Here is a 26167-nt window from a genome sequence, read left to right as displayed (position 1 = left end):
CGTCGCGTACAGCTCCCGCAACTGCTCCAGAATCCGCGCCGCATCCACCACCGGCGCCACAGACGCCACCGGAACGGGAGCGGCAGCGGCTGCCACAGCGGGGACGGGCGCCGTGGGGGTGGCGGCCGGCGCGGCCGACTGCTCGCCCAACGCCTCGGCTACCAGGCCGGCCAGCTCGGCCAGGGTCGGCTGGACGATGAACCGGCCGTCTGCGGCCGAATCGCGCAGCCCGAAGCGAGCGGCCACCTGCCCGAGCATCTCGGCTCGCTTCAGTGAATCGATACCGAGGTCCGCCTCCAAGTCCGCGTCCCCCGTAATCGCCTCCGCCGGATACCCCAGCGCCGTCGCGTACAGCTCCCGCAACTGCTCCAGAATCCGCGCCGCATCCACCACCGGCGCCACAGACGCCACCGGAACGGGAGCGGCAGCGGCTGCCACAGCAGGGACGGGCGCCGTGAGGGCTGCCACCGGAGCCGCGACGGCTTCCGCCGCCCCGGCCCGCGCCGCCGTCCGCACCGTCGGCTCGGCGATCACGTCCGGTACGGAGCGCCGGACCAGCCCCGACAGGCCGGCCTTTCCGCACTCCACGAACCGGCTCGCCCCGGCGGCGTGCAGTCCCCGTACGGCTGCGAGGAAGTGGACGGGCCTCATCAGCTGGCGCACGAGCAGGGCCTTGAGGTCGGTCGAGTCGCTCACATACCCCCCGGCCACCGGTGAGTACACGGTCCGGCGCAGCGGGCGCTGTGCGATCCCGGCGACCGCCTGCCCGAACGCTTCCCCCGCCGCGCCCAGCAGCGGGCTGTGGAAGGGGAAGGGGGCGTTGAGCCGGGTGGCCTGCGCGCCGAGCGCATCGGCCAGCCGCATCACGGTGCCCACCGCCTCCTCGGACCCCGACACCACGGTCTGCCGGGGTGCGTTGGACACCGCGACCGCCAGGCCCGGTACGGCCACCGCGTCCACCAGGTGGGCCGCCCGGTCGGCTGAGAGCTCCAGTGCGGCCATCGCACCGCCCTGCGGGCAGTGCGCGAGCAGCGCCTCGGAGCGGTGGCAGACCAGCCGGGCGCCGTCGGCCGTGTCGAAGGCGCCGGCCACGGTGAGCGCGGCGATCTCGCCCATGCTGTGTCCGACCAGTACGTCGGGGGTCTGGTGCTTCTCGGCCAGTCGGCAGGAGGCCACCGCCGCGGCGAACACGGCGAGTTGGAGCGCGAAGGAATCCGTCCGCACGAGCTCGGCGGCGCTCGGGGACCCGGGGTTGGTCAGCAGGCCGGAGACACCGCCGCGCCCGAACTCGCCGGCCACCCGGTCGACCGTGTGCAGCACCTCGGCCACCACGGGAGAGCCGGTCTCGCCCGCGAGCATGCCCGGGGTGTATCCGCCCTGTCCGGGCAGGAGAAATACCGTGTCAACCGCTGTCTTCATCCCTCGTCCTCGTTCGCGTGTCGGGTCGGTCGCAGGTAGGGAAGGTCACCAGGTCACGGGCAGTCGGCGGACGCCGTAGATGACCATGTCGTGGCGGAACGGCAGGTCTTCGAGCGACTCGGCCAGCCGGAGCGTGGGCAGCCGCTTGAAGAGACCCGCGAACACGGCCGACAACTCGACCCGGGCGAGCGTGAGTCCAATGCATTTGTGGAAGCCGTGCCCGAACGCGACGTGGCGCTGGGGTGCCTCGCGGTGGATGTCGAAGGAGTCCGGGTTTTCGAACACGGATCCGTCGCGGTTGGCCGTGTTGAGCATGACGAGGACTCCCTCGCCCTTGCGCACCACCTCGCCGCCGATCTCGATGTCCTCGGTCGCGGCGCGCGGCAGGCCGGCGTGGTTGATCGACAGGTAGCGCAGCAGTTCCTCGACGGCCGTCGGAAAGAGCGCCGGGTCCGCCTTCAGGTCCTCCAGCTGGTCGGGGTGTTCGAGGAGCGTGGCCACCCCGAGGCCGATCGTCTGGACGAGCGTGTCGTAGCCGGACAGCAGGATCACCGCGGCCATGCCGACGAACTCGTCGTGGGTGAGCTTGCCCGCCTCCTCGTGCGTGACCAGCTTGCCCAGCATGTCGTCGGTCGGGTTCTGCTCCTTGGCGGTGACGAGCTGGTCGAAGTAGCCCATCAGCCCGATCGCGGCGGCCACCGACTGCTCGGGGGTGCTGCTGCGGTCCAGGATGGTGTCGGCGAGCGGGACGAAGACGGCGTGGTCCTCGTACGGTACGTTCAGCAGCTCGCACATCACCGTCGCCGCCATCGGCAGCGCCAGTTGGCGGATGAGGTCGGCCTCGTTGCCGCCGCTGGTCATCCGGTCGACGAGGCCGTCCAGGATGCTCTCCATCCTGGGCCGGTGCGCCTCCATCTGGCTGATCATGAAGTCGCGGGTGACGAGGCGGCGCAGCCGGGTGTGGTCCGGCGGATCCTGGTAGAGGAAGAAGCCGGCGGGCAGCGGACCGTCACCGGCGATGTAGGAGGGATAGCCGGGGGTCTGTGGGTCCGAGCTGAAGCGGAGGTCGGTCAGGACGTTCCTGACGTCCTCGTGGCTGGTCACCATCCACACGAGCTGGCCGTCGGGCATCCGCACCCGGAAGACGGAGCGGTCGGCGGTGAGATCGCGGTAGGCGGGCGGCGGGTCGAGGGGGTGGCTCCTCGGCATCGGGAAGTCGGGTATCGCGGTGGTGGTCATGGTGGCTCTCCACTGGCTGTGAGGGGCGTACGGCGTGCGAGCGGTGTCAGCGCGTGCCCGCGCCGGCGGTCCGGGCGGGCGGGGCCGGCAGGAAGCCGGTCTCGACGAAGTAGTCCAGGTAGACGTCGAAGAGCGCGCCGTCCACGGGCTTGGCCTCGATGCCCGATCCGGCGAGGGCGGCGCGCAGGTTGGTGGTGTCGAAGACGGGCAGGCTGCCCTCGTAGCCGACCTCGTCGGCGGGCCGCTCGGCGCCGAACAGCGGGAGGTACGGGGCGAGTTCGTTCTCCTCGCCGCGCTCGATCGCGGAGACCAGCTCGCGGTACCAGTCCCGGTAGTCGAGCCGCCTGATCGGGTAGCCGTATGCGATGACCAGGTCGAAGAGGTCGTTCATGTTCATCGCGTTGGCGCTGGGCAGATTGTGCACGGCCTGGTCCCTGACCCCGCCGAGCGCGCTGTGCACGACGGAGGCCGCGCAGTAGTCCACCGGGACGAGGTCGAGGAGCAGGTCGTAGTCGAGGCAGGCGCCGAGCTGGACGCAGCCCTTGATCAGGTGGTTGATGAAGGTGTCGGTGGAGCAGGCGCCGGTCTCCTGCGAGCCGGTGATGGCGCCCGGCCGGTAGACGTGGGTGGGGACGCCACGCTCGCGCGCGGTGGTCATCAGCTTGTCGGCGACCCACTTGGACTGCCGGTAGCCGCCGGTCACGTCCTCCGGGGTGACGAGCGTTTTCTCCTCCCAGACCTGCTCGCCCCGCAGGTGCACGGGATAGACGCCTATGGTGGAGACGAAGTGCACGGGCTTGACCCGCTTCTTGCAGGCGAGCCGGAGCACTTCGAGGGCGCCGAGGACGTTGACGGGCTTGATCTGCTGGTAGGGGGTGATCCAGCTGGAGACCGCCGCGTTGTGGACGATCATCTCCACCTCCGCCGCGAGCTCCCCGTACACCGCCCGGCTCATCCCGAAGTACGGCCGTCCGGTGTCCCCCGGGACGCCGGTGACGCGTTCGGCGTCGCCCTCGCGGAGCAGGTCGTACTCGGCGAGCGTGGCCCGGACGCGCTCGCCGGCCTGCTCGGGGTCGTCGGCGCGGACGAGTACGTACACCTGTGCCGTCGAGCGGTCCAGCAGCTCGCGCAGCAGGAAGGCGCCGGTGTAGCCGGTGCCGCCGGTCAGCAGGACCGCGCGGTACGGGGTGTCCGACGGCGGGAGCGCGCCCGGCTCGGGGACCACGTCCTCGGGCAGCACGGCGTCTGCGAGGAGTTCCTCATCGCCGACGCCACGCGGGTTGCCCGATCCGGTGACCGAGGGGTCCGCCTCCGAGGTGATCATGCGGGCGAGCCGGGCGACGGTCGGATCCTCGAACATCCGGCGCAGGTCGAGGCGGACGTCGTAGACCTCGCGGACCTGCGAGGACATCTGGAGCACGGACAGCGAGTCGCCGCCGAGGTCGAAGAAGCTGGTCTCGACACCGACCTTCGGCAGGCCCAGCAGGTCCTGCCAGATCCGGGCGAGCTGGGTCTCCACCGCGTTGCGCGGCGCAACGTACGTGGTGGTCGGCTCGTCGCCGGTCAGGGCCGGGAGCGCCGAGCGGTCCACTTTGCCGTTGGGCAGTTTGGGCAGTTCCGGCAGCACCACGAAGTGAGCCGGGACCATGGCCTCGGGCAGGTGGGTCCGGGCGTAGGCGCGCAGGGTCGAACGCAGTCCCGCCGCCCAGGACGAGGTGAGTGGGTCGTTGGCCAACCGGCGGCTCGTGCTCATGCGTCGTCCTTGGTGATCTCGGCGGGCGTGCTGGTAGCGGTGGCGGAGGGGGCGTCGGGTGTGAACACCGCGTCGAAGAGGTCCAGGCGGCCGTCCTGGCCGACCAGCGTGCGCACCGACCGGCCCGTCCGCGCGGCCAGGGCGATCACGTCCTCCGGGTGAACGCCCCCGCTGTCGTCCGCGTCCCACAGGACCCGTTCGAGGTCCCAGACGGTGGCGTCGCCGTCGATCGCGGCGAGTGCCCGGACGGCCGCGGCGGTGCGGGTGAGCCGCTGGTTGGGGATCCCGGTCACGGTGAGCGGGCCGGTGCCGGCGGCCAGGCGCTCCCGCAGGGACTCCAGGCCGTCGGGGAGCGCGCTCCAGGACGTCCGGCGGCCCGCGGCCGAGGCGGTCGCGGGCACGGCGACGGTGGAGCCGTCCGCGGCCATCAGCGTCACGTCGTAGCGGAAGGCGGTCAGCTCGTTGTCGGCCCGGCCGCGCTTGAGCTCGACGCGCACTTCGCCGACGGCCTCGCACTCGGCCGCGAACCGGCGGAAGAAGTCGGGCGAGAGGCACAGCTCGCGCTCCTCCTGCGACTGCCGGCCGATCGCGGACCTGATCTCTTCGGCCGTGCTCAGCATCCCCGCCCGGTGCAGCTGCACGGCGGTGTGGAACTGCGGCAGCAGCTCCACCGAGCGCACGTCCCCGATGAAGACGGCGCCTCCCGGCCGGACCGCGCGCACCGCGTCGGTGAGGACCGTACGCAGGTAGTCGGTGCCGGGGAAGTACTGCGCGACGGAGTTGATGACGACGGTGTCCAGGCTGCCCGGGGCGAGCACGGCGAGGTACTCGGGCCCGGACTGCCGCAGCCGTACGTACTCCGGCAGCGGGCACCCGGCGCCCAGACAGGCGGCGGCCTTCTTCAGCGCGGCCTCCGATACGTCCAGGCCGTGATACTCCTCGACCTCCTCGGCAAGGGACCGCAGAACGAGGCCGACACCCACGCCGACGTCCGCGACGGCGGTCGGCTCCAGGGCCCGTATGCGTTCCACGGTGTGTCCGAGCCACTCACGCATCTCGGCCTCGGGGATCGGCTCGCCCGTGTAGCTGCTGAGCCAGCCGGCGAACTCCGGCTGCTCCCCGCTGTCCTCCCCGGGAGCCGTGTACGCCTCTTCCCAGACCTCGCTCCAGCGGCGTACGTGCGCCTCCTGCACCGACGTGTCGCCCAGCGAAGCGGCGGGCGACACGTAGGCGACGAGTTCCGCGCCGTTCACGCCCTCCACGGCGGTCACGGCGACGGCGTCGAGCTGCGGGTGGCGGGAGATGACGCTTTCCACCTCGTCCGGTTCCACCCGGTGGCCGAGGATCTTGACCTGCCGGTCGACCCGGCCGAGGAACTCGAGAAGGCCGTCGGCGCGCCAGCGCGCCCGGTCACCGGTCCGGTAGAACCGGCCGCCTCCCGGGGCCTCCACGAAGCGCTCGGCGGTGAGCTCGGGGCGCCCGATGTAGCGGGCCGCCACGCCGCCGCCGCCGATCCACAGCTCGCCCGGGACGCCGACCGGCACCTCGTGACCGCGCGCATCGCCCACGCGGACCGTGGTGTTGGCGATCGGGCGGCCGATGGAGATGTTCCCGGCGTCGGCGTCACGCCGGCGGTCCAGGAGGTGCACCGTGGACCAGATCGTGGTCTCGGTCGGGCCGTACATGTTGAACACCCGCACGTCGGGCAGGGCCCCGAGGAGCCGCTGGGCGAGACCCGAGGGGAACGCCTCACCGCCGACCAGCAGGGCCCGCAGGCCGTGCAGCGACTCCAGCGCTGCGGGCTCGGCGGCCACGGCGGTCAGCAGCGACGGGGTGCCCTGGAGCAGGGTGACGCCGTGGCGCCGGCAGAGCTGGGCGAGGGAGTGCCGGTTCTCGACGACCTCCTCCTGGTGCGCGTCGCGGAGCTTGTCGACCCAGGTGAGGGACTCCAGTACCTCGTCAGGCGCGACACCGAAGTCGACCAGGCACGCGACCTCGTCCACGCCGGCCGTCGCCAGCGAGCGGATCAGTTCGGCGCAGGTCTCGGGCGACCCGAAGAGGCCGGACGTCTCGAAATACCGGTCGATGGCGAGGTCGATGACGGCTTCGAGCTGCTCCTCCACGTCCATCTCCGGGAAGTCCCGGCCGGTGCTGGCGAACATGGTGCGCCACAGTTCGGTGGAGCTCAGCAGATAGTCGCGGAACGGCGCCCGGGCCCGCTTGCGGGCGTACTCGGTATCGTCCGACATGAAGGTGTGGACCATCACGGTGACCTGGCCGGGATCCGCGTGGCCTGCTTCCTGCCGCGCCAGCCGGTAGGCCTTGATCTTCTCCGCCAGATCGGCGGGCGCCTGGCCGAGCAGATGGGTCAGCAGGTTGGCACCGGAGGCACCCGCCTTCTGGAAGGTCTGCACCGTCCCGACGGAGGTCAGCCAGATCGGCGGCTCGGCCTGGACGGGGGCCGGGAAGATCCGCACGTCCACGCTCTCGCCACTGCCGCCGGTACGCCGGACGCTGCCGCCGCTCCACAGCGTGCGGAACTCCTCGATCTGCTCGCTCATCCGCTGCTTGCGGTCGGCGAAGCGGTCCGGCTGGAGCGCGAAGTCGTTGGAGTTCCAGCCCGCGGCGAAGGCCAGGCCCACGCGGCCGTTGGAGAGGTTGTCGACGAGCGACCACTCCTCGGCGATGCGGACCGTGTCGTGCAGGGGCGCCACGACGCTGCCGGAACGCAGCGCGATCCGCTCGGTGACGGTGGCCAGCGCGGCCGACATGACCGACGGGTTGGGGTAGAGGCCGCCGAAGGCGTTGAAGTGCCGCTCGGGCGTCCACACGGCCTCGAAGCCGTTCCGGTCCGCGAACCTGGCGGCGTCGACGACGAGCCGGTAGCCCTCCTGGTTGGAGACCCCGGCGGAGGCGGCGAAGAAGAAGAGGCTGAAGCCGACGGGCTGTTCGGCGGTGTCGGACTGCTGGACCAGGTTGTTGATGATGCGTTCGCCCGCGACCACGACCTTCGCGCCGCGGGTCAGCGGCCACAGCAGTTCGAGGACCGAGATGTCGAAGGAGACGCTGGTGACGGCGAGCACCACGTCCTGTGGCCCGCAGCCCACGCGCTCGTCCATGCCCGCGAAGAAGTTCACGGCGTTGCGGTGGCGGATCTCGGTGCCCTTGGGCTGGCCCGTGGACCCGGAGGTGTAGATGACGTACGCGGCGTCCTCGCCGGTCGTCGGGAGTGACGGGGCGGTGCCGGGCCGGCCGGCCACGGCGGCCGCGTCGGCCACGACGTCGACCTCCCGGGGGGCGGTGATCCCCGCGGGCGTGCCGGGACCCTTGACAAGGCAACTGATACCCGCGTCGGTGGCGATGTTCTCCAGCCGCCCGCGCGGGAACGAGGGGTCCATCGGCACGTACGCGGCGCCCGCCTTCATCACGGCGAGCAGGGCCACGACCAGATCGATGCCCCGGCGGAGGCCGACGCCGACCAGGTCGCCGCGTGCGACGCCGAGGGCAGCCAGGTGGTGGGCCAGCCGGTTGGCGCGCAGCTCCAGCTCGCCGTAGCCGACCTCCTCGTCGCGGTGGGCGAGAGCGACGGCGTCCGGGTGGGAGCGGGCGCGCTCCTCGAAGAGCCGGTGCACGGTGGCGGCCGGGTCGTAGGCCACGGCGGTGTCGTTCCACCGCGCCAGCAGCGCCCGCTCCTCCTCGCCCCGCAGGTCCACAGCGGCAGGGGACTCCGGTCGCCGGGCGACGGCGACCAGGGCCTGCTCGTAATAGCCCGCGAGGCGAGCGCAGAACTCCTCGGGCAGGACGGCGAGGTCGCAGTCGAGCCAGAGCTGGAGAGCGCCCCGCTCCGGTTCGACGAGGAAGTTGACGGCCAAGGGGTAGTTGGTCTCGGCAACGCCGACGGTCACCGTCATGGCGGCGCCGGCCGGCGTCGCGTCACCGGCCGCCGTCACCGGCGCGCCGTCGGCGGCGTTGCCCCCGTCCAGGTGGAAGTCCATGAAGTTGACGTAGCTGTCGAGCCGCAGGGCGTCACCCACGTCGTGCTGCATCTGCGCATACGGGTAGCGGCGGTGCGCCATCGAGAGGCGCTCGTGCTCGAACACGCGTCGCGCGGTCTCCACGAGAGTGGCCTCCGACAGGTCCAGGCGCAGCGGCAGCGTGTTGAGGAAGACGCCGATGCTCTCGTCGCCGCCTCTCTCCTCCAGGCGGCCGTTGGCGACGACACCGGTGAGTACCTCGTCGCCGCCGGACACCAGGCGCAGCACCGCGAGGTGCGCGGTGACGAGCAGAGACTTGAGCGGCAGGCCCTCGCGCCGGGCGAGCGTCCGCAGCATGCCGGCGGTGGCCGCGCTCAGCGGGACGTCGTAGCGCTGGTTGACGACGGACGCGCCGGTCTGCGTGTCGTCGGCCGCGGTGCGGGCCGCCAGCGGAGTGTGCCCGACGCCGCGCAGCAGCCCGGCCCAGTACGCGCGGGACTCCTCGGAGGCCAGTGCGGCGCGCTCGGCGGCGACGAAGTCGCGGTACGTGGAGGCCACTTCGGGCAGCGCGAGCGGTGCACCGGCCAGCCGGGCCCGGTAGTGGTCGACGATCTCCTCCAGCATCCGCATGTCGCTCCAGCCGTCGAGGACGACGTGGTGTTCTATGACGGAGAGCTGGAAGGCGTCCGGGCCGCACGGGTGGACCGCGAACTTCAGCAACGGGGCGGACCCGGGGTCGAAGTCGGTGAACTTGGCGCGCTCGACCCAGCCTTCGATCGCCAGTCTGCGGGCCTCCTCGGACAGGGCACCGAGGTCCTCGGCGAGGTCCACCGGCACGGTGACGTCGCGGTGGACGAGCTGGAGCGGCTCGGAGTAGCGCGCCAGGTCGAAGGAACAGCGCAGCGAGGGGTGCCGGCGGAAGGTGTCCTGGACGGCGGCGCGCACCGTGTCGAGGTCCAGAACACCGGCGACCCGTACGGAGGTCACGACCCGGTAGACGGAGGAGTCGTCCGAGAACGCGGCATGGAAGAGCATGCCCGCCTGCATGGCGCTGAGCGGGTACGCGTCGTCCAGGCCCTCGGGGAGCAACGCCCGATCCGCCTCGGTGAGCAGCGCGAACGGCTCGGTGCGGGTGGGGGTGTCCCCGTCGGCGAGGGGGCGGACGCAGCGGGCCAGTTCCCGTACGGACGGGTCCCGGAAGAGCTCGGCCACGTCGAAGGTATGGCCGTGGCGCTCCAGTTCGGCCCGGACCCGGATGGCGTGCATGGAGTCGCCGCCGAGGGCGAAGAACGAGTCGTCGATCCCTGCCTCGGACAGGCCCAGGACCACGCACCAGGCGTCGTGCAGCAGGTGCTCCGCGGCGGTGCCGGGGCGGGCGGCGACCGGCCCGGCGGGGCGTGGGGCGGGCAGGGGCAGCGCCTTGGTGTCCAGCTTGCCGTTGGGCAGCAGCGGGAGGGCGTCGAGGCGGGTGAAGTGCGCGGGGACCATGTACGCGGGCAGTCGCTCCCGCAGCCAGTCCGTCAGCTCGGCGTCGGAGGCCGGAGCGCCCAGGGACACCACGTGGGCGACCAGCCGGCGCTGACCGGCGTCGTCCTGCGGAGCGGTGACGGCGGCCCCGGCGACGGCGGGGTGGCTCAGCAGCGCGGACTCGATCTCGCCGGGCTCGATGCGGAAGCCGTGCACCTTCACCTGGTGGTCGAGGCGGCCGCGGTAGACCAGGACCCCGTCCTCGCGCATCACGGCCAGGTCGCCGGTGCGGTAGAGCCGGCCGGGACCGAAGGGGTTGGGTACGAAGCTCCGGTCGGTCAGGTCCGGCCGGTTGACGTAGCCGGAGGCGACCTGGACGCCGCCGATGTGCAGCTCGCCGGGGATGCCGAAGGGCAACGGCCGACCGGCGGTGTCGAGCACGTACAGGCTGGTGTTGGCGACGGGGCGGCCGATGGGCACCGGGCCCGCGGCGTCCTCGGGACGGCAGCGCCAGTGGGTGACGTCGATGGAGGCCTCGGTGGGGCCGTACAGGTTGTACAGGCCGGGCGCCTCGGACCGGTCGGCCGGGGTGAACCCGTCGGTGGCGTCGGCGCTCGCGGTTCCGGGGGCGCCCGCTGTCCCGTAGACCTCGAAGAAGCGGCCCACTGTCTCGGGGCGCAGGGCCTCGCCGCTGCACACGACCCGGCGGAGCGAGGTCAGGCCGGCGGCGGCCGGCTCGGCCAGGAACAGGTCGAGCATGGACGGCACGAAGTGCACCGTGCTGATGCCGTGGTCGCGGACGGCGTCCGCGAGCGCCCTGGGGTCGCGCTGGGCACCGGGCGCGGCGAGGTGCATCGAGGCGCCGGTGAGCAGCGGCCAGAAGAACTCCCATACCGACACGTCGAAGGTGAACGGCGTCTTCTGGAGTACCCGGTCGTGGGCCTGGAGGCCGTACTCCTCCTGCATCCACAGCAGGCGGTTGACGACGCCCCGGTGCGGGACGGCGACGCCCTTGGGACGGCCGGTGGAGCCGGAGGTGTAGATGACGTAGGCGCTGTCCCCGGGACCGGCGCGGTCCGGCAGCGGACCGGCGCCGGGCAGGTCGGGCAGCGTGCGGTCCACGGCGATCACCTCGGCGGCGGTGCCCGCCAGGGCGGGGGCCAGGTCCGAACGGCTCAGCACGACCCGGGCGGCGGAGTCCTCGATCTGGAACGCCAGCCGGGAGGCGGGGAGTTCCGGGTCGAGCGGCAGGTAGGCGGCGCCCGCCGACAGGACGGCGAGGAGCGAGACGACCAGGTCCAGGGACCGCTCGCCGTGGACGCCCACCACGTCACCGGTGACGACGCCCCGGGCCCGCAGGTGGGCGGCGAGCGCACGGGCCTGCTCTACCAGCTTCCGGTAGCTCAGCGATGCCCCCTCGACGGTGGCGGCGACCGCGTCCGGGGTTCGCTCGGCCTGCTCCTCGACAAGCTCGTGCAGGGTGCGGCCGAGGTCGTAATCCCGTACGTACGGGGCCGCGCCTCCCAGCAGCCTGGCCCGTTCCTGGGAGGTGAGCAGCTCCGTCCGGCCGATGACCGCACTGGTTCCGGAGCGGGTCACGGTGTCGAAGAAGGCGGCGAAGCGGCGGCGGTGCCCGGCGAGCGAGGCCTCGTCGTGCAGGTCGGGGTTGCCGTCGAAGGCGACACGCAGGTCGGAACCGTCGTTGCCGCCGAAGAACTCGATGAGCACGTCACGGACGGGGCCCGAGGGCAGCTGGTGGACAGTGCCGCGCAGCCCGCCGAAGACGATCTCGCCGTCGAAGGTGACGACGTTGACCAGCACCCCGGGGGTGTCGGCGGAGCCGTCCTCGGTGCGGCGTAGCTGCCGGTGTAGTTCCTCTCCCCGGTAGCGCTGGTGCTTCAGCAACTCGCTGACCCGGGTGGACACCTGTTGGACCAGTTCGCCGAACTCCATGTCGGAGCGGACGGTGAGGCGCAGCGGCAGGACGTTGGCCAGCATGCCGGGCGTGGTCAGAGCGGTACGGGTGCTGCGTGCGCGAACCGGCAGGCCGATGACGACGTCCTCACGCTGGGTGACCCGGTGCAGATAGGCGGCGGTCGCCGCCAGGGCCACGCCCGACCAGTGTGTGCCGTGGCTCCCGGCGGCCTCGCTGGCCCGGGCGATCCGCAGGAGGGGCTCGGTACGGAGTCCGGGCGGGGCGGCGGGGTCGGCAGCCCGGTCCGCGAGGGTCAACGGGCCGGCCTGGCCGGCGGCGCTGGTGAGCCAGTACGCCTCGTCCTCGGTGAACTGTTCCGATCCGCGGTACTCCTGATCCTCCGTCAGCAGGTCGGCAAGGGCGCCGGAGAGGCGGGGCCGGGCCGGGCGGCCCTCGGCGAGAGCCGTGTACATCTCGGCGAGCCGGCGCCAGTGGACGACCTGGCCGTACCCGTCCAGCACGATGTGGTGGTAGCGGAAGTAGAACAGGTCGTGGTCGGGCGCGATGCGCAGCAGAGCGTGCACGAAGAGCGGTCCGGCGAGCAGGTCGACGGCGGTCGCGAGGTCGTCCTTCATCCAGCGCTCCGCCGCACGGCGGGCGTTGCTCTCGTCGCGGAGGTCCACGACGCGCAGCTCGGCGCCGGTCTCGGCCTCCGGGAGGTACTGCTGGGGGATGCCGTCGCCGTCCTCGCGGAACCGCACCCTCAGGGCGTCGGCCTCGGCCACGGAACGGCGCACGGCCTCGGCGAGCAGGCCCTCGTCGAGGCCGCCGCGGACCTCGATGTAGCCGCCGAAGTTGTGGAGCGCCCCGCCGGTATCCATCTGGTGCGCGATCCAGATTCCCTGCTGCGCTGCGGACAAGGGAAAGCGATTGCCAGCGAAGGCACTCACAGTTCACCCCTTTGTGATTCATGGAAATGGGCAGGCGCTCGCCGGGCGGATCAATGTGCGCACGACGAGACGACGCCACAAAAAGCCGGACGCTGCGGTGCTCGGGCAACCTCAATGCAATACGTGAGCCCGTAAGACAACAGCGAACCGCGCGAAACGCAACGCGTCCGGGCGGGATGGACCACAGGCGAGGCCCCCGCCGCTGCGTTTTGTTTCGTGGGACGGAAGAGCTGGTGAAAGGGTGTCCTGCAACTCAGGAGACCGCTTACCAGTGCCCGGTTCGACCCGCTTGGCTGGGATTCCGTCAAGATTGCGGGTCTGGGCGAAACCGGACAAGCCGGTCCGCCTACGGTGACCCATCAGCCTCTGCCCCGATCTACGGGGCAACCCTTAATGCGTGACGACCTTGTACAGCACGGAACCCCCCCCGAGGCAGTTAAGAAATCGAAAAGCCATGGATTCCGGCTCGATGTTGAGCCAGCCACTCTCGTGACATCAGATAGACAACGAGCGGCGATGTCAACAGCCGACCGCTCTCACTGATCCAAATAAACGCCCTCAACCTTGACGGTTTCTTTACCATCCACAGAGGCTCTCTTGACTGCCATTCGAGAGAGCCGAGCAATATGACGCGACTGCATCACTTTGCGCAATCTTTACGCAACAGAGAGTGATAATGATATTACCGTTAGATCGTCCGAGAATTGTCCTGTTGGCCACCGCCTGTGGCCGAAATTCTGCACTCCCTGGCGTAAGAGCTCGTGAAAGGATCATGGGCAGGCTTTCTTGAGACCTCTCAGCAGCCGGCCAACCGCGACCGGTATGACGATTCGGGAGGCACGTACGTCCCCGAGGAAGCCGCCCCCCTCCGCCCCGGCATGGTGGCCGCACGCATAGCCGCACCCCGAACTATGGTGTCCCACCACATGTGCCCCTGACCTGCGTCTTCCTACCGTGTGCCGACACCCACCCGTCCCCACCGCACACGAGGAAGTGGCGCACATGGCATCCCCGACCACCGCTCCCCCACCCCCGGCGAGCCTTCCGCGCATCGTCGCCGCCAGCCTCATCGGGACCACCATCGAGTGGTACGACTTCTTCCTCTACGGATCCGCCGCCGCGCTGGTGTTCAACAAGCTGTTCTTCCCGGACTCCGATCCGCTGGTCGGGACGCTGCTGTCGTTCCTGACGTACGCGGTCGGGTTCGCGGCCCGCCCGCTGGGGGCGCTCGTGTTCGGGCACTACGGTGACCGGCTGGGGCGGAAGAAGCTGCTGGTGCTCAGCCTCGTGCTGATGGGCGGGGCGACGTTCGCCATCGGGCTGCTGCCCACGCACGCCACCGTCGGGGCCGCCGCGCCCGTACTGCTCACCCTGCTGCGGCTGGTGCAGGGCTTCGCGCTCGGCGGCGAGTGGGGCGGTGCCGTCCTGCTGGTGTCGGAGCACGGGGACGCGCGGCGGCGCGGCTTCTGGGCCTCGTGGCCGCAGACCGGCGCGCCGGCCGGGCAACTGCTCGCGACCGGTGTGCTGTCGCTGCTCACCGCCGTACTGTCCGACGACGCCTTCGGCACCTGGGGCTGGCGGATTCCGTTCCTGCTCTCCGGGGTGCTCGTGCTCGTCGGCCTGTGGATCCGTCTGTCCGTCGACGAGTCGCCCGTCTTCAAGGAGGCGCTGGAGCGGGCCGAGGCGCGCCGGGACGAGGCGGACGAGAAGCCGCCGCTGGTCTCCGTGCTGCGCCACCACTGGCGGGACATCCTCGTGGCGATGGGCGCCCGGATGGCGGAGAACATCAGCTACTACGTCATCACCGCGTTCATCCTCGTCTACGCCACCACCTCCGCCGGCGTCTCCAAGCAGACCGCGCTGAACGCCGTGCTCATCGCCTCCGCCGTGCACTTCGCCGTCATCCCGGCCTGGGGGGCGCTGTCCGACCGGGTCGGGCGGCGGCCGGTGTACCTGCTGGGCGCGGCCGGTGTCGGGCTGTGGATGTTCCCGTTCTTCGCGCTCGTGGACACCGGCTCGTTCGGGTACCTGATCCTGGCCGTGACCGTGGGACTGGTGCTGCACGGCGCCATGTACGCGCCCCAGGCCGCCTTCTTCGCCGAGATGTTCGCGACCCGGATGCGGTACTCGGGTGCGTCGATCGGGGCGCAGTTCGCGTCCGTGGCGGCCGGCGCGCCCGCCCCACTGATCGCCACCGCGCTGCTCTCCGACTACGACAGCTCCACCCCGATCGCGCTGTATGTGATCGCCGCCGTCGTGCTGACCCTGGTCGCGGTGACCCTGTCCCGGGAGACGCGGCACCGGGATCTCGCCCGGGTCGAGGGCGAGGACGGTGAGCCCGCCGGCGCGGCGCCCGCCACCGAGGCCCGGACCGTCTGACCACCTGCCCCCTGCCCGCCCCGGCGGGAGGGCGGCACCGGCCCCGCGACCCCGATCCTCTGCCGACCGGCCCTGCGCCCCCGATCCCCTGCCGACCGGACCCACAGCCCACGCCGCAGACCGGCCGGCCGAGCAGCCAACGTCGCAGGCCAGCCGGCCCACAGCCCACGCCGCAGACCGACCGGCCCCACAGCCCACGCCGCCGACCGGCCGGGGCTCGCGGGGCCGGTCAGCGTCGTGCCGGTGCGGCCAGGCGGTGCAGTCGCAGGGCCAACTGGATCTCCAGTACGCGGGCCGGGCTCTGCCAGTCCGCGCCGAGCAGGCGGCCCACGCGCTCCAGCCGCTGCGCCACCGTGTTGACGTGGACGTGGAGGGCGTCCTTCGTGCGCACCGGACTCATCCCGCCCTCGAAGTACGCGTCCAGGGTGCGCACCAGGTCCGTGCCGCGCCGCTCGTCGTACGACACGACCGGGCCGATGGTCCGCTCGACGAACCCGGCGATGTCCCGTTCGCCCGCGAGGAGCAGGCCGAGGAAGCCGAAGTCCTCGGCCGCCGCGCCGTCCCCGGCCCGGCCCAGCAGGCGCAGGGCGTCCAGACAGCGGCGGCCCTCCGCGTAGGCGGCGGCCACCGTCTCGGGGTGCCGGGCCAGGTCGGTGACGGGTGCGGAGGCGCCGACCGTGACGGGCTGGTGGACGGCCGTGCCCAGGTCGCGTGCGGTGCGGCGGGCCACCTCCGTGGCGGTGGCGCTGGTGTCCAGCGGCAGCAGCAGGACGGTGCCGCCGTCACGGGCCGCGGCGAGACCGCGCCGGGTGGCCGCGAGGTGGGAGGCGGCCGACCACAGCCGGCGGCGGGCCGCGGCCTCCTCGTCGGCGTCGGCCGCCGGGCCGTCGAGGCGTGCGGCGAGGACCACATGGGTGGCGTCCAGGTCCGCCTGGAGACGGCTGGCGCGTTCGCGCAGCAGGCGCGGGTCCCGGTCGCGCACGTCGAGCAGGTCGTCCAGCAGCTCGCCGCGCACGCGCTGTTCGGCCTCGGCGGCGGAGCGGCGGGCGAGCAGCAGCAGGGAGGTGACCATCGCCGCGCGCTCCAGGGTGCGCTGGTCGACCGGGTCGAGACCGGGGTGGCCGCGCAGGACCAGGGCGCCGAGGAGTTCACCGCCCGCGGCCACGGCGGCGATCCAGTCCTTGCCGTGCCGTACGGCGTGTCCCCCGGCGCGGGAGACCTCCAGCGGTGCGGCGGGCGCCGCGGCCGCCTCGGTGAACTCGACGGCTCCGTCGAGCACTTCGGAGACCGCGGCGGCCACGTCGTGGACGCCGCCGCCGCGCAGGACGAGTTCGGCGAGCCGGTCGTGCACCTCGGACGCCCGCTCGATGACGGCGCTGCGGTCCCGGATGATCTCGTTGGCGCGCTCCAGGCCGGCCAGTGCGGAGCGGGTCTCGGTGAGCAGGTTGGCGGTGTCGATGGCCGCCGCGGCGAGCGCGGCGAAGGAGCCGAGCAGGGCGATCTGCTCGCGTTCGAAGACCCTGGCCCGCCGGTCGGCCGCGAAGAGGACGCCGATCACGTGCGGGCCGAGCATCAGGGGGACGCCGAGGATGGCGACCAGGCCCTCGTCGCGGACGCCGGCGTCGATGGTGCGCGTGTGCTGGAAGCGGCCGTCCCGGAAGTAGTCGTCGGTGACGTACGGCCGCGCGGTCTGGGCGACGAGCCCGCCGAGCCCTTCGCCCATGCCGAGGCGGAGCTGCTGGAAGCGGGCGGAGACGGAGCCCTCCGTGACCCGCATATAGGTGTCGCCGCGCACGGGGTCGTTGAGGCTGAGGTAGGCGACGTCCGTGCCGAGCAGCGAGCGGGCGCGCTGCACGATCGCCTGGAGCACGGCGTCCACGTCGCGGAGTCCGGCCAGGTCGTGGGCGGTCTCGAAGAGCGCCGACAGCTCCGCCTCGCGCCGCCGGCGTCCCTCCAGCTCGGCGCGCACGCGCAGGGCCAGCGCCCTGGCCTCTTCGAGCGCGGCGATCCGGCCGGCCGGTTCGCCCGCGGCCCGGGCGAGCAGGACGGGCTGCTCATAGGCCTCGACGGAGGCGTCACGGGCCAGCAGGCCGAGGTACGGGGCCTCGGCGCTGCCGTGGAGTGCCGGCTGGAGATGATCGCGGGACATGGTCACAGGATTCCGTATCGGCCGCCCGGTCCGGCAGCCCTGTGGATAACTCCCGGAGCCGGAGCTGCCGGGCCGGTCAGTGGGCCGTCCACCCGCCGTCGAGGACGAGCGAGGTGCCGGTGACGAAGGACGCCTGCGGACTGCACAGGTAGGCCACGGCCTCGGCGACCTCCTCGGGTTCGATGAGCCGCCGCAGCGCGCTGTCCTTCAGCAGGATGTCGGAGAGCACGCGCTCCTCGGGGATGCCGTGGGCCTGCGCCTGGTCGGCGATCTGCTTCTCGACCAGTGGGGTGCGCACATAAGCGGGGTTCACACAGTTCGAGGTCACACCGTGGGCGGCGCCTTCCAGTGCGGCCGTCTTGGACAGTCCTTCCAGACCGTGTTTGGCGGCCACATAGGCGGACTTGAAGGCCGAGGCGCGCAGACCATGGACGGAGGACACATTCACGATCCGGCCCCAGCCGTGCGCGTACATGTGCGGGAGGGCGCCGCGGATGAGGCGGAAGGGTGCTTCCAGCATCACGGTGAGCACCGTGTGGAACACCTCGGGCGGGAACTCCTCGATGGGCCGTACGAGTTGCAGCCCGGCGTTGTTGACCAGCACATCCGTGCCGGCGGCGGCGCGTTCGGCGGCGTCCAGGTCGGTGAGGTCCACGACCCGCGGTACGACGGTGCCCGTGAGGCCGTCGGTCCGCTCCGCCTGCCGGGCCAGCTCGGCCAGGCCGGCCGCGTCCCGGTCGACGGCGCGCACCTCGGCCCCGGCGGCGGCCAGCCGCAGCGCGCAGGCGCGGCCGATGCCGCTGGCGGCGCCGGTGACGAGCGCGGTCCGGCCGTCGAGGTCGAGAGCGAGGGGCTGAGGCGGGGCGCCGGGTCCGGGCAGCGGGAGGGACGAGGTCATGGGCCGACCCTAAGCGGAACCCCACGGTCACCACATATGGTGCCCACCCATACTTCAGCCGAGAGTCATAGGGTCGAACCATGTGGGTGCATCAGACAGGGCCTGCTTGATCCGGAAGAGGGCGAACTCGTGCAGTGCGGGCAGCGCGTCCACCGCGAACCAGCCGACTTCCAGTGACTCGTCGTCGTTGACCCGGGCCTCGCCGCCCACCGCCCGGCAGCGGAGGGTGATGTCCATGTACTGGCAGACGTCGCCGTTGGGGTACGTGACCGGCGGCAGCGCCTGGACCAGGACCACCCGCTCGACCACGCAGTGCACCGCCGTCTCCTCCTGGACCTCCCGCACCGCGCAGGCCGCGGGCTGCTCCCCCGGCTCGGGGATGCCGCCGATCACGGACCACTTGCGGGTGTCGGAGCGCCTGCCGAGCAGCACCCTGCCGTCGTCGTCGAAGACGATCGCGGTCACTCCGGGGAGCCACATCAGCTGCTGTCCGGCGGAGGCCCTGAGGGTGCGGAGGAATTCGGGAATGGCCATGATCAGACCCTAGTCGGAACGCCGGACGGCACCCGGCCGGTTCGGGTGCGTACGACGGTTCCACCGCCGTACGGTCATACGACGGTCACACCGCCGTACGGTCATACGGCGGTGGAACGACGGCGGCGCTACCGGAAGGGTCCGCTACGCGTCGCCGGTGCGCCGGGCGCGCAGGCCGGATCCGATCGCCCAGCCGATGCCGCCCGCGGCGACCAGCACGAGCGCGATCTCCGGCAGGACGCCCAGCTCGGTGGCCGGCGTCGTGGACGTGCGCAGCGGCACCTTCTGGACCAGGTAGGCGGGCACGAACATGCCCGTCTTCTGGGTGATCCGTCCGTCCGGCATGATGACCGCGCTCACGCCGCTGGTCACCGGCACGGTCACGGTCCGGCTGTGTTCGACGGCGCGGACGCGGGACATGGCGAGCTGCTGGTAGGTCATCTCGCTGCGGTCGAAGGTGGCGTTGTTGCTCGGCACGGAGATCATCTCCGCGCCGTGCGTCACCGTGTCCCGCACGTCCCAGTCGAAGGCGGCCTCGTAGCAGGTGGCCAGGCCCACCTTCGTGCCGCCGATGTCGAACACGCCCGGTCCGTCGCCCCGGCTGAAGTCCTGGTGGACCATGTCGGTCCAGTTCTTGTTGATCGCGCCGACCAGCCAGCGCAGCGGCAGGTACTCGCCGAAGGGCTGGATCTGCCGCTTGTCGTAGGTCTGCGTCGGGCCCTTGACCGGGTCCCACAGGATCTGCTCGTTGAGCAGCTTGCCGTCCCTCTCCACCACACTGCCGACGGAGACCGGCACGCCGATGTCCTGGACCGCCTGTCCGATGACGGCGGCGGCGTCGGGATACTCGAAGGGGTCGAGGTCGGAGGAGTTCTCCGGCCACAGGACGTAGTCGGGCTTGGCGGTCCTGCCGGCCCTGATGTCGGCGGCCAGCTTGTGCGTCTCGCGCGCGTGGTAGTCGAGCACGGCCCGCCGCTGGGCGTTGAACTCCAGTCCGGCGCGCGGCACGTTGCCCTGGATGAGCGCGACGGTCGCGGTGCCGTCCTCCGCCTCGTCGCTCACCAGCGCGCGGGCCGCGACCGCGCCCGCCACCGGTACGGCCACGCTCAGCAGCGCGGCGGCAGCGGCGGCCCGCCGTACGGTCCCGGTCCGCCGCCGTACGGTGAACAGCCGCCCGGCCTCGTACAGGCCGAATCCGCACAGGACGACCGCGAAACCGAGCACGGGCGTGCCGCCCACCGCGGCGAGCGGCAGGAACAGGCCGTCCGCCTGGCCGAAGGCGATCTTGCCCCAGGGGAACCCGCTGAACGGCACGCGCGCGCGTGCCGCCTCGCCCGCCGTCCACACGGCGGCGGCCCACACCGGCCAGGCCGGCAGCCTGGAGACGGCGGCGACGCCCACCCCGACGAGGGCGACGAAGAGCGCCTCGATGGCGACCAGGGCCACCCAGGGCAGGGGCCCGACCTCCACACTGGTCCAGACCAGCAGCGGCAGCAGGAAGCCCAGCCCGAAGAGGTAGCCGAGGCCGAGGGCGGCCTTCCAGCTCCGGCCGCGCAGCAGCCAGCCGAACCCGGCGAAGGCGGGCAGGGCCAGCCACCACAGGGTCCGCGGCGGGAAGCTGACGTAGAGCAGCACGCCGCACAGGGCGGAGGCGACGGCCGGGACCAGCCGCAGCAATCGGCCACGGCGGGCGGTGGAGGCGGGACGCGGCCCGAGCCGGTCCGGCTGGTCCACGGAAGGTGCGGTGACGGTCACCCGGGTGAGTGTACGGCGGCGCACGCCACCGCCGACAGCACGGCCGGACACCGGTCGATCGGCGGTCATCGCTGGTGAGCGGCCGTTCACCGGGGCCGGAAGACCGACGCGGTCCTCCGTCGGTGAGCGCCCGTCGAGCCGGGTATCCGGCGGGTCACCGCCGACGGGTGCCCGGTGCCGGGCCCGGAAGGCCGGCGTGGTGCTCGACGCTGGTGCGCGAGCCTGCCCGTGCCAGGCGGAAACGGTGTCGGTTACCTGGCGGAATCGTGCTGTTTCTCCGCTTCTCGCCCCCGAAGCGGTCGGGAGCCGTTACGGTGTGCCCAGTCTCGGCGGCGCGGCCGGTCCCGGCCCGCGGCCGTGGCCTGCCACAGGTCGGGGGACGGGGTACGAGGGGCGGCGGGTGGGGTCGACGGGGACGCAGTCCGTGACCGGTGCGTACGGTGCGGAGGTCTGCGAGACACGAAGAAACGTTTCCGACGGGACGGGCATGATCCTGCTCGGGGCCTGTGCCGGGTGGTCGCTGATCACCGCGGCGGTCCACGACGGGCGGCCCGAGGGCATGCTGCTTGCGGTGCTCGCGGTCGCCGCCGGGTATGCGGCGGGCCGGGTCTCCGGCGCGCTGCTGCCGGTGGCCGCGCCCTGCGCCGGTGCGGCGGCGGGCCTGACCCTGGCCGTGGCGCTGCCCTCGTATTCACCCGGCCCCTGGTACGCCGGCCCGCTCGGGCCCGCCGGTGCCACGGCCGCGCTGCTGGCGCTGGCCACCGGGGCCGCGTGCTGTGCCGCCTGGGCGGCGGGCGGGCCTGCGCTGCGGCTGGGTCTGGGCGGGCTGGCCTGCGCGTCGGTGCCGGCCGGGATCGCGCTCGGGTCGGTGGTGGGCTGCGGGGCGGGGGCGGTCGTCCTGCTGTGCGCGCTGGCCGCGGGCGTGGCGCGTAGCCGGGGCCCGTGGCTGGCGGGGCTGGCGGTCGCGGCGGGCCTGGCGGTGGTCACACTCTGGGCGGTCGCCGCGGACGCGCTGCCCGCGGGGATCGCCGGGGCGCTCGACGGCCGGTTCACCGCGCACCGGGTGCCACGATGGCGGGACGCCTTGTGGCTGGCGGAGCGGCACAGCGGCCTCGGAGTCGGCCCGGGCCGGTTCGGCGAGCTGGGCGGGATCGTCTCGCCGGCGCCGTCCGCCGAGGGCACACCGCACTCGGCCCCGTTGCAGCAGGCGGCGGAGCAGGGTCTGGTCGGGGTGCTGCTGCTGGCCGCCGTGTTCTGCTGGCTGCTGTACGCGCTGTGGCGCACCCCCCGCTCCACACCGGTCGCCCTCACCGCGGGCGCGGCCCTGACGGCGCTGGCCGTCCTCGCGTCGGTAAGCGACGCGCTGAGTTTCACGCCGGTGACGGCGGGCGCCGGACTCCTCGCGGGCTGGGCCACGGCACGTCCATTAACACCGCCGGACAGCACGCGCCCCGGCCGCTGAGCGCGCCGTACCGCCGAAGAGCCGGAAGCCGGACGCGGGGCGTGGGACGCGCCGCCGGAACCGGGCGCAAGCAGGCGCGAATCCCGGGAACGCGGGCGTCCGCGCCAGCCCGCCGTTCCCGGCCGGATCGCCTCAGCCCGCCGTTCCCGGCCGGATCGTGCCCAGGCGGTCCCGGATGGCCCGTACCGCGGCCTCCGCGTTGTCCACGGTGATCGTGAACGTGTGACCGTCCCACAGGCGCAGCACGATGCCCTCGCCGCGGCGCACGACGACGGCGGTGCCCTTCTCGGGGCGCCAGCGGTAGCCCCAGCCGCCCCAGTGCCGGGGTGTGACCAGGGCGGTGAAGTCGGCGCCGGCCACGTGGGACAGCGGGATACGGCGGCGCGGCAGCCCGATGTGACCGCAGCGCACTTCCAGGGATTCCCTGTCGAGTTTCAGATCGACGTGTACGAAGGCCAGCGTGCCGAAGAGCACCAGCAGGCCGGCCGCGATGCAGCCCACGACGGACATCGCGAGCGGGGCGATGCCGGACGTCCAGGCCGAGTCGACGGCCAGTTCGATGCCGAGCGCCATGCAGGCCGCTCCGACCAGGGCGAGCAGCCACTGGACGCGGTTGGTGGCCCGTCCCGTCCAGACGTCCGGGAGGCGTTCGTCGTCGGCGTCGGGGTGGTCCCTCATGTTTATGAGGTTACCCAGGTTTCGGCGCTCCGGTAGGGCGTGGCGCGGGCCGGCCGGCCCGGGTCCGGCGCGGTGGGCCGGTCCGCCATTCGGCCCCGCCGGTCAGCGCACCGGGCTGGCGGAGCGCAGGAAGCGGCCCTCGCCGTAGGACAGCGCCGTGTCGGGGAGTGTCGCCTCACGGCCGCTGAGCAGCACGGTGAAGCCGCCGTCGGCGGGCGCGGCCGGGTCCGGTGCCACGCCGATCCGGCGCAGGGCCTGGGCGGCCACCGCTCCGGCGGTGCCGTGCAGGACGAGCGGCGGGCGGCCGGGCCGCTGGACGGCGGTACGGATGCGCTCCGCGACCAGCTCGTAGTTGGTGCAGCCCAGGACGAGCGTGGTCACGTCGTCGGGCGTGCGGGCGGCGGCCGAGGCGATCGCGGCGTCGATCGCGGTCTCGTCCGCGTGGTGCACGGCGTCCGCGAGACCGGGGCAGGCCACCTCGGTCACGGCGACGCCGTCGGCGAACTGCTCGATCAGTCCGCGCTGATAGGCGCTGCCCGTGGTGGCCGGGGTCGCCCAGATCGCGACGGGCCCGCCGCCGGCGGCGGCCGGCTTGATCGCCGGGACGGTGCCGATCAGCGGCAGTCGCGGTTCGAAGCGCGCCCGCATCGCCGGCAGCGCGTGCACGGAGGCGGTGTTGCAGGCGACGATCAGGACGTCGGGCTCATGGGCGGCGGCGGCCCCGGCGACGGCGAGGGCCCGCTCGGTGATGTCCTGAGGGGTGCGTGGGCCCCAGGGCATGCCGTCCGGGTCCCAGGACAGCACGAGGTCCGCGTCGGGCCGCAGTCGACGTACCGCGGCAGCGGCGGGCAGCAGGCCGATTCCGGAGTCCATGAGCGCGATCTTCACCTGTTCACGATAGACGATGGGCACTCGCACACCGTTCGGGTGGGGCAGACTTCGGCCGTGAGCGCCTTCCTGTGGATCACTGTCGTATCGCTGGCCGCCTGGAGCTGGCTGCTGCTGGGCCAGGGCTTCTTCTGGCGTACGGACGTCCGTCTGCCGCCGCGCCGGGAGCCGGACGAGTGGCCCCCGGTCTGTGTGGTCGTACCGGCCCGGGACGAGGCCGGCGTGCTGCCCGCCAGCCTGCCGTCGCTGCTGGCGCAGGACTATCCGGGGCGAGCCGAGGTCTTCCTGGTGGACGACGGCAGCACGGACGGCACCGGGGAGCTGGCCCGGGAGCTGTCCCGGCGGCACGGCGGGCTGCCGCTGACGGTGGCGTCGCCCGGTGAGCCGCCGGCGGGCTGGACGGGCAAGCTGTGGGCGGTGCGGTACGGCATCGGGCTGGCACGCGCGCGGGACCCCGAGTACCTGCTGCTGACGGACGCGGACATCGCGCACGCGCCGGACAGTCTGCGCGAGCTGGTGGCGGCGGCCCGCACCGGCGGCTTCGACGTCGTGTCGCAGATGGCGCGGCTGCGGGTGGCGAGCCGGTGGGAGCGGCTGGTGGTGCCGGCGTTCGTGTACTTCTTCGCGCAGTTGTATCCCTTCCGGTGGATCGGCCGCGCGGGTTCGCGCACGGCCGCGGCGGCGGGCGGCTGTGTGCTGCTGCGCGCGGACATGGGGCGGCAGGCGCGCATCCCCGACGCCATCCGGCACGCCGTCATCGACGACGTGGCGCTCGCCCGCGCGGTGAAGGGCTCGGGCGGCCGGGTCTGGCTGGGGCTGGCCGACCGGGTGGACAGCGTGCGCCCTTATCCGCACCTGCGCGACCTGTGGCGGATGGTCTCGCGCAGCGCCTACGCCCAGCTTCGGCACAACCCCCTGCTGCTGCTCGGCACGGTCGCCGGGCTGGCGCTGGTGTACCTGGTGCCGCCGGCCGCCGTGGCCGTGGGCGCGGCCGGCGGCGGTACGGCGACCGCGCTCGTCGGGGCGGTGGCGTGGGCGGTGCTGGCCGGCACGTATCTGCCGATGCTGCGCTACTACCGGCAGCCGTGGTGGCTCGCCCCGCTGCTGCCGTTCACCGCGTTCCTGTACCTGCTGATGACGGTGGACTCCGCCGTGCAGCACTACCGGGGGCGCGGGGCGGCGTGGAAGGGCCGCACCTACGCCCGCCCGGACGCCGTGCCCGAGGAGGGCTGAGCCCGGCCGCGCACGACCGGCTCACGCCCGGCCGGGTCACCTCCCGGCTCACGTCCGGCCCCGACCGCCCCCCGGCTCACGGCCGGACCGGCCCGGTCACTTGCGGCCCGGTGTCCAGTTCATGCCCCAGCCGTAGGCGCGGTCTATGGTCCGCTGCGGGCTCGATCCGCGTTCCGGTACCAGATAGCGCGCCTCGCGCCGGACGACGAGGTCGTCGCCGGTGTGGGTGATCAGGGCGAGGGCGCAGACCGGGGAGGCGACGGTGCACTCGTCCAGGGAGAACTCGATGGGCGCGCCGTGCTGCGGCTGGAGGGTGACGGTGGCGTTCAGGTCGGCGAACGAGCGGGCGCCTTCGTAGACGGTGACGAAGACGAGGATGCGCCGGAAGTCGTCCCGGTGGTCGAGGTTGATGGTGAGGTTCTCGCCGCTCGCCACGGCTCCGGTGCGGTCGTCGCCGTCGAGATGGATGTACGGCGGCCGGCTCAGCGAGCCGAAGGCGTTGCCGAGGGCCTGTACGACTCCCTTGCGGCCGTCGGCGAGTTCGTACAGGGCGCACAGGTCGAGGTCGACGTTGCCCCGGCCGCCCCAGCGGCTGGCCCAGCCCGTGGACTGCGTGCGGGACTGCCAGTTGAGGTTCACCCGCATCGCGCCGGAGGTGCCGCCCTGTTTGGTCAGGGAGACGGACGGGGCCGCCTTCGTCAGCGTGACCTTGGACAGACGGACCGGCTGGGCGGCGGGGGCGGGCGGGACCGTAGGGGGCGGTGGGGCGGACGCGGTCGCGGCGCTCGGCGGGGCCGGCGCGGCGGCGGGAGGCGGCGGGGTGGCCGGGGCCGGCGGTGGTGCGGCGTGCTGGGGTTCGTCCACGGTGATGCCGAAGTCCGTGGCCAGTCCCTCGAGCCCGCTGTCGTAGCCCTGGCCGACGGCGCGGAACTTCCAGCCGCCCTGGCGACGGTAGAACTCGCCGAGCACGTAGGCCGTCTCCACCGTGGCGCCGGTGCTGTCGAAGCGGGCGACCACCTGGCCGGAGGCGGTGTCGGTCACCTCGATGCGGAGGTCCGGGACCTGTCCGAACGTGCCGCCGTCGGCGGAGGCGGCGAGGACGATCCGGTCGATGGCGCCCTCCACGCGCGGGAGGTCGGCCAGCAGGGTCTCGGTGACCCGTCCGCCGGCCGTCCGCTTGCCCTCGTGGCGCACCGCGCCGGAGGGGTGGACGGGCTGGTTGTAGAAGACGAAGTCCGCGTCGGAGCGCACCTTTCCGGAGACGAGCAGCAGCGCCGAGGCGTCGGCGTCCGGCACCCCGGGTCCGGAGCCCCGGCTCACTTCGACGCGCAGCGCCGCGGCCGGCACCGGTGTGTTCGATCCTTTCGGCATGGACATGTCCGCCCCCATCGCGTATCGGCTCGCGGGTTCGCCTGCCGGCGCGGGCCGTGGCGGGCCCGTGCCGTCCCTACCCGCACAACCTATTCCCGGGGAC

14 protein-coding genes are annotated in these 26167 nt (G+C 72.8%); 3 read left to right on the top strand and 11 right to left on the bottom strand.

Annotated elements, in window-relative coordinates; genetic code table 11:
* From ACZ4SV_RS09410 to dltA, 4 genes are all read right to left on the bottom strand, one after another.
* On the bottom strand, positions 1–1419 hold a 1419-nt coding region (locus ACZ4SV_RS09410; protein ID WP_468002823.1), incomplete at its 3' end, for an acyltransferase domain-containing protein.
* Between the two features lie 45 nt (positions 1420–1464).
* Positions 1465–2658 carry a cytochrome P450 gene (locus ACZ4SV_RS09405; RefSeq protein WP_468002821.1) on the bottom strand — a complete coding sequence of 398 codons (1194 nt, stop codon included), beginning with the start codon at positions 2656–2658 and terminating at the stop codon, positions 1465–1467.
* Between the two features lie 46 nt (positions 2659–2704).
* A complete protein-coding gene (locus ACZ4SV_RS09400) occupies positions 2705–4411 on the bottom strand; it encodes a thioester reductase domain-containing protein (protein ID WP_468002819.1) in 1707 nt (568 codons plus the stop codon).
* Positions 4408–12687, bottom strand: coding sequence for a D-alanine--poly(phosphoribitol) ligase subunit DltA (gene dltA, locus ACZ4SV_RS09395; RefSeq protein ID WP_468002817.1), 8280 nt, complete (start codon positions 12685–12687; stop codon positions 4408–4410). Before dltA ends, ACZ4SV_RS09400 begins: the two co-directional genes overlap by 4 nt.
* Positions 12688–13719: 1032 nt before the next feature.
* Here dltA and ACZ4SV_RS09390 point away from each other — a divergent pair.
* Positions 13720–15096 (top strand): MFS transporter, encoded by a 1377-nt coding sequence (locus tag ACZ4SV_RS09390; protein ID WP_397939360.1) that lies wholly within the window; start codon positions 13720–13722, stop codon positions 15094–15096.
* Positions 15097–15325: 229 nt separating this feature from the next.
* Here ACZ4SV_RS09390 and ACZ4SV_RS09385 read toward each other — a convergent pair whose 3' ends face one another.
* From ACZ4SV_RS09385 to lnt, 4 genes are all read right to left on the bottom strand, one after another.
* Positions 15326–17245: a helix-turn-helix domain-containing protein gene (locus ACZ4SV_RS09385; RefSeq protein ID WP_468002815.1), complete on the bottom strand. Its 1920-nt coding sequence runs from the start codon at positions 17243–17245 to the stop codon at positions 15326–15328.
* 76 nt (positions 17246–17321) lie between these two features.
* Positions 17322–18143 carry a 3-hydroxybutyrate dehydrogenase gene (locus ACZ4SV_RS09380; protein ID WP_468002813.1) on the bottom strand — a complete coding sequence of 274 codons (822 nt, stop codon included), beginning with the start codon at positions 18141–18143 and terminating at the stop codon, positions 17322–17324.
* Positions 18144–18197: 54 nt separating this feature from the next.
* Positions 18198–18677, bottom strand: coding sequence for an NUDIX hydrolase (locus ACZ4SV_RS09375; RefSeq protein ID WP_365881387.1), 480 nt, complete (start codon positions 18675–18677; stop codon positions 18198–18200).
* 144 nt (positions 18678–18821) lie between these two features.
* The gene (gene lnt / locus ACZ4SV_RS09370) at positions 18822–20432 is read right to left on the bottom strand and encodes an apolipoprotein N-acyltransferase (protein ID WP_468002810.1); all 1611 of its coding nucleotides are present in this window, start codon (positions 20430–20432) and stop codon (positions 18822–18824) included.
* A gap of 487 nt (positions 20433–20919) precedes the next feature.
* Between lnt and ACZ4SV_RS09365 the strand changes: the two genes are divergently transcribed.
* Entirely contained in the window at positions 20920–21894 is a 975-nt protein-coding gene (locus tag ACZ4SV_RS09365; protein ID WP_468002808.1) for an O-antigen ligase family protein, read from the top strand.
* Positions 21895–22026: 132 nt separating this feature from the next.
* Here the strand turns inward: ACZ4SV_RS09365 and ACZ4SV_RS09360 are convergent, their stop codons facing one another.
* Together ACZ4SV_RS09360 and ACZ4SV_RS09355 are read right to left on the bottom strand one after the other, a co-directional pair.
* Positions 22027–22572: a hypothetical protein gene (locus ACZ4SV_RS09360; RefSeq protein ID WP_365881393.1), complete on the bottom strand. Its 546-nt coding sequence runs from the start codon at positions 22570–22572 to the stop codon at positions 22027–22029.
* Positions 22573–22674: 102 nt separating this feature from the next.
* Positions 22675–23460 carry a glutamate racemase gene (locus ACZ4SV_RS09355; RefSeq protein WP_468003384.1) on the bottom strand — a complete coding sequence of 262 codons (786 nt, stop codon included), beginning with the start codon at positions 23458–23460 and terminating at the stop codon, positions 22675–22677.
* A 39-nt stretch (positions 23461–23499) separates the two neighbouring features.
* Between ACZ4SV_RS09355 and ACZ4SV_RS09350 the strand changes: the two genes are divergently transcribed.
* The gene (locus tag ACZ4SV_RS09350; protein WP_468002806.1) at positions 23500–24693 is read left to right on the top strand and encodes a glycosyltransferase; all 1194 of its coding nucleotides are present in this window, start codon (positions 23500–23502) and stop codon (positions 24691–24693) included.
* Between the two features lie 96 nt (positions 24694–24789).
* Here the strand turns inward: ACZ4SV_RS09350 and ACZ4SV_RS09345 are convergent, their stop codons facing one another.
* Positions 24790–26064 (bottom strand): TerD family protein, encoded by a 1275-nt coding sequence (locus tag ACZ4SV_RS09345; protein ID WP_468003382.1) that lies wholly within the window; start codon positions 26062–26064, stop codon positions 24790–24792.
* Between the last annotated feature and the right edge of the window lie 103 nt (positions 26065–26167).

The sequence above is a fragment of the Streptomyces sp. NPDC027672 genome, from assembly GCF_055566335.1.
The sequence above is the reverse complement of the archived record's forward strand: the minus strand, read 5'-3'. Positions and strand labels throughout refer to the sequence as shown.

Excerpts from the sequence above, each read along its gene's own strand:
- ACZ4SV_RS09405 (WP_468002821.1), bottom strand. The coding sequence starts at position 2,658 with ATGACCACCACCGCGATACCCGACTTCCCGATGCCGAGGAGCCACCCC.
- ACZ4SV_RS09400 (WP_468002819.1), bottom strand. The coding sequence starts at position 4,411 with ATGAGCACGAGCCGCCGGTTGGCCAACGACCCACTCACCTCGTCCTGG.
- ACZ4SV_RS09390 (WP_397939360.1), top strand. The coding sequence starts at position 13,720 with ATGGCATCCCCGACCACCGCTCCCCCACCCCCGGCGAGCCTTCCGCGC.
- ACZ4SV_RS09385 (WP_468002815.1), bottom strand. The coding sequence starts at position 17,245 with ATGTCCCGCGATCATCTCCAGCCGGCACTCCACGGCAGCGCCGAGGCC.
- ACZ4SV_RS09380 (WP_468002813.1), bottom strand. The coding sequence starts at position 18,143 with ATGACCTCGTCCCTCCCGCTGCCCGGACCCGGCGCCCCGCCTCAGCCC.
- ACZ4SV_RS09375 (WP_365881387.1), bottom strand. The coding sequence starts at position 18,677 with ATGGCCATTCCCGAATTCCTCCGCACCCTCAGGGCCTCCGCCGGACAG.
- ACZ4SV_RS09365 (WP_468002808.1), top strand. The coding sequence starts at position 20,920 with ATGATCCTGCTCGGGGCCTGTGCCGGGTGGTCGCTGATCACCGCGGCG.
- ACZ4SV_RS09360 (WP_365881393.1), bottom strand. The coding sequence starts at position 22,572 with ATGAGGGACCACCCCGACGCCGACGACGAACGCCTCCCGGACGTCTGG.
- ACZ4SV_RS09345 (WP_468003382.1), bottom strand. The coding sequence starts at position 26,064 with ATGCCGAAAGGATCGAACACACCGGTGCCGGCCGCGGCGCTGCGCGTC.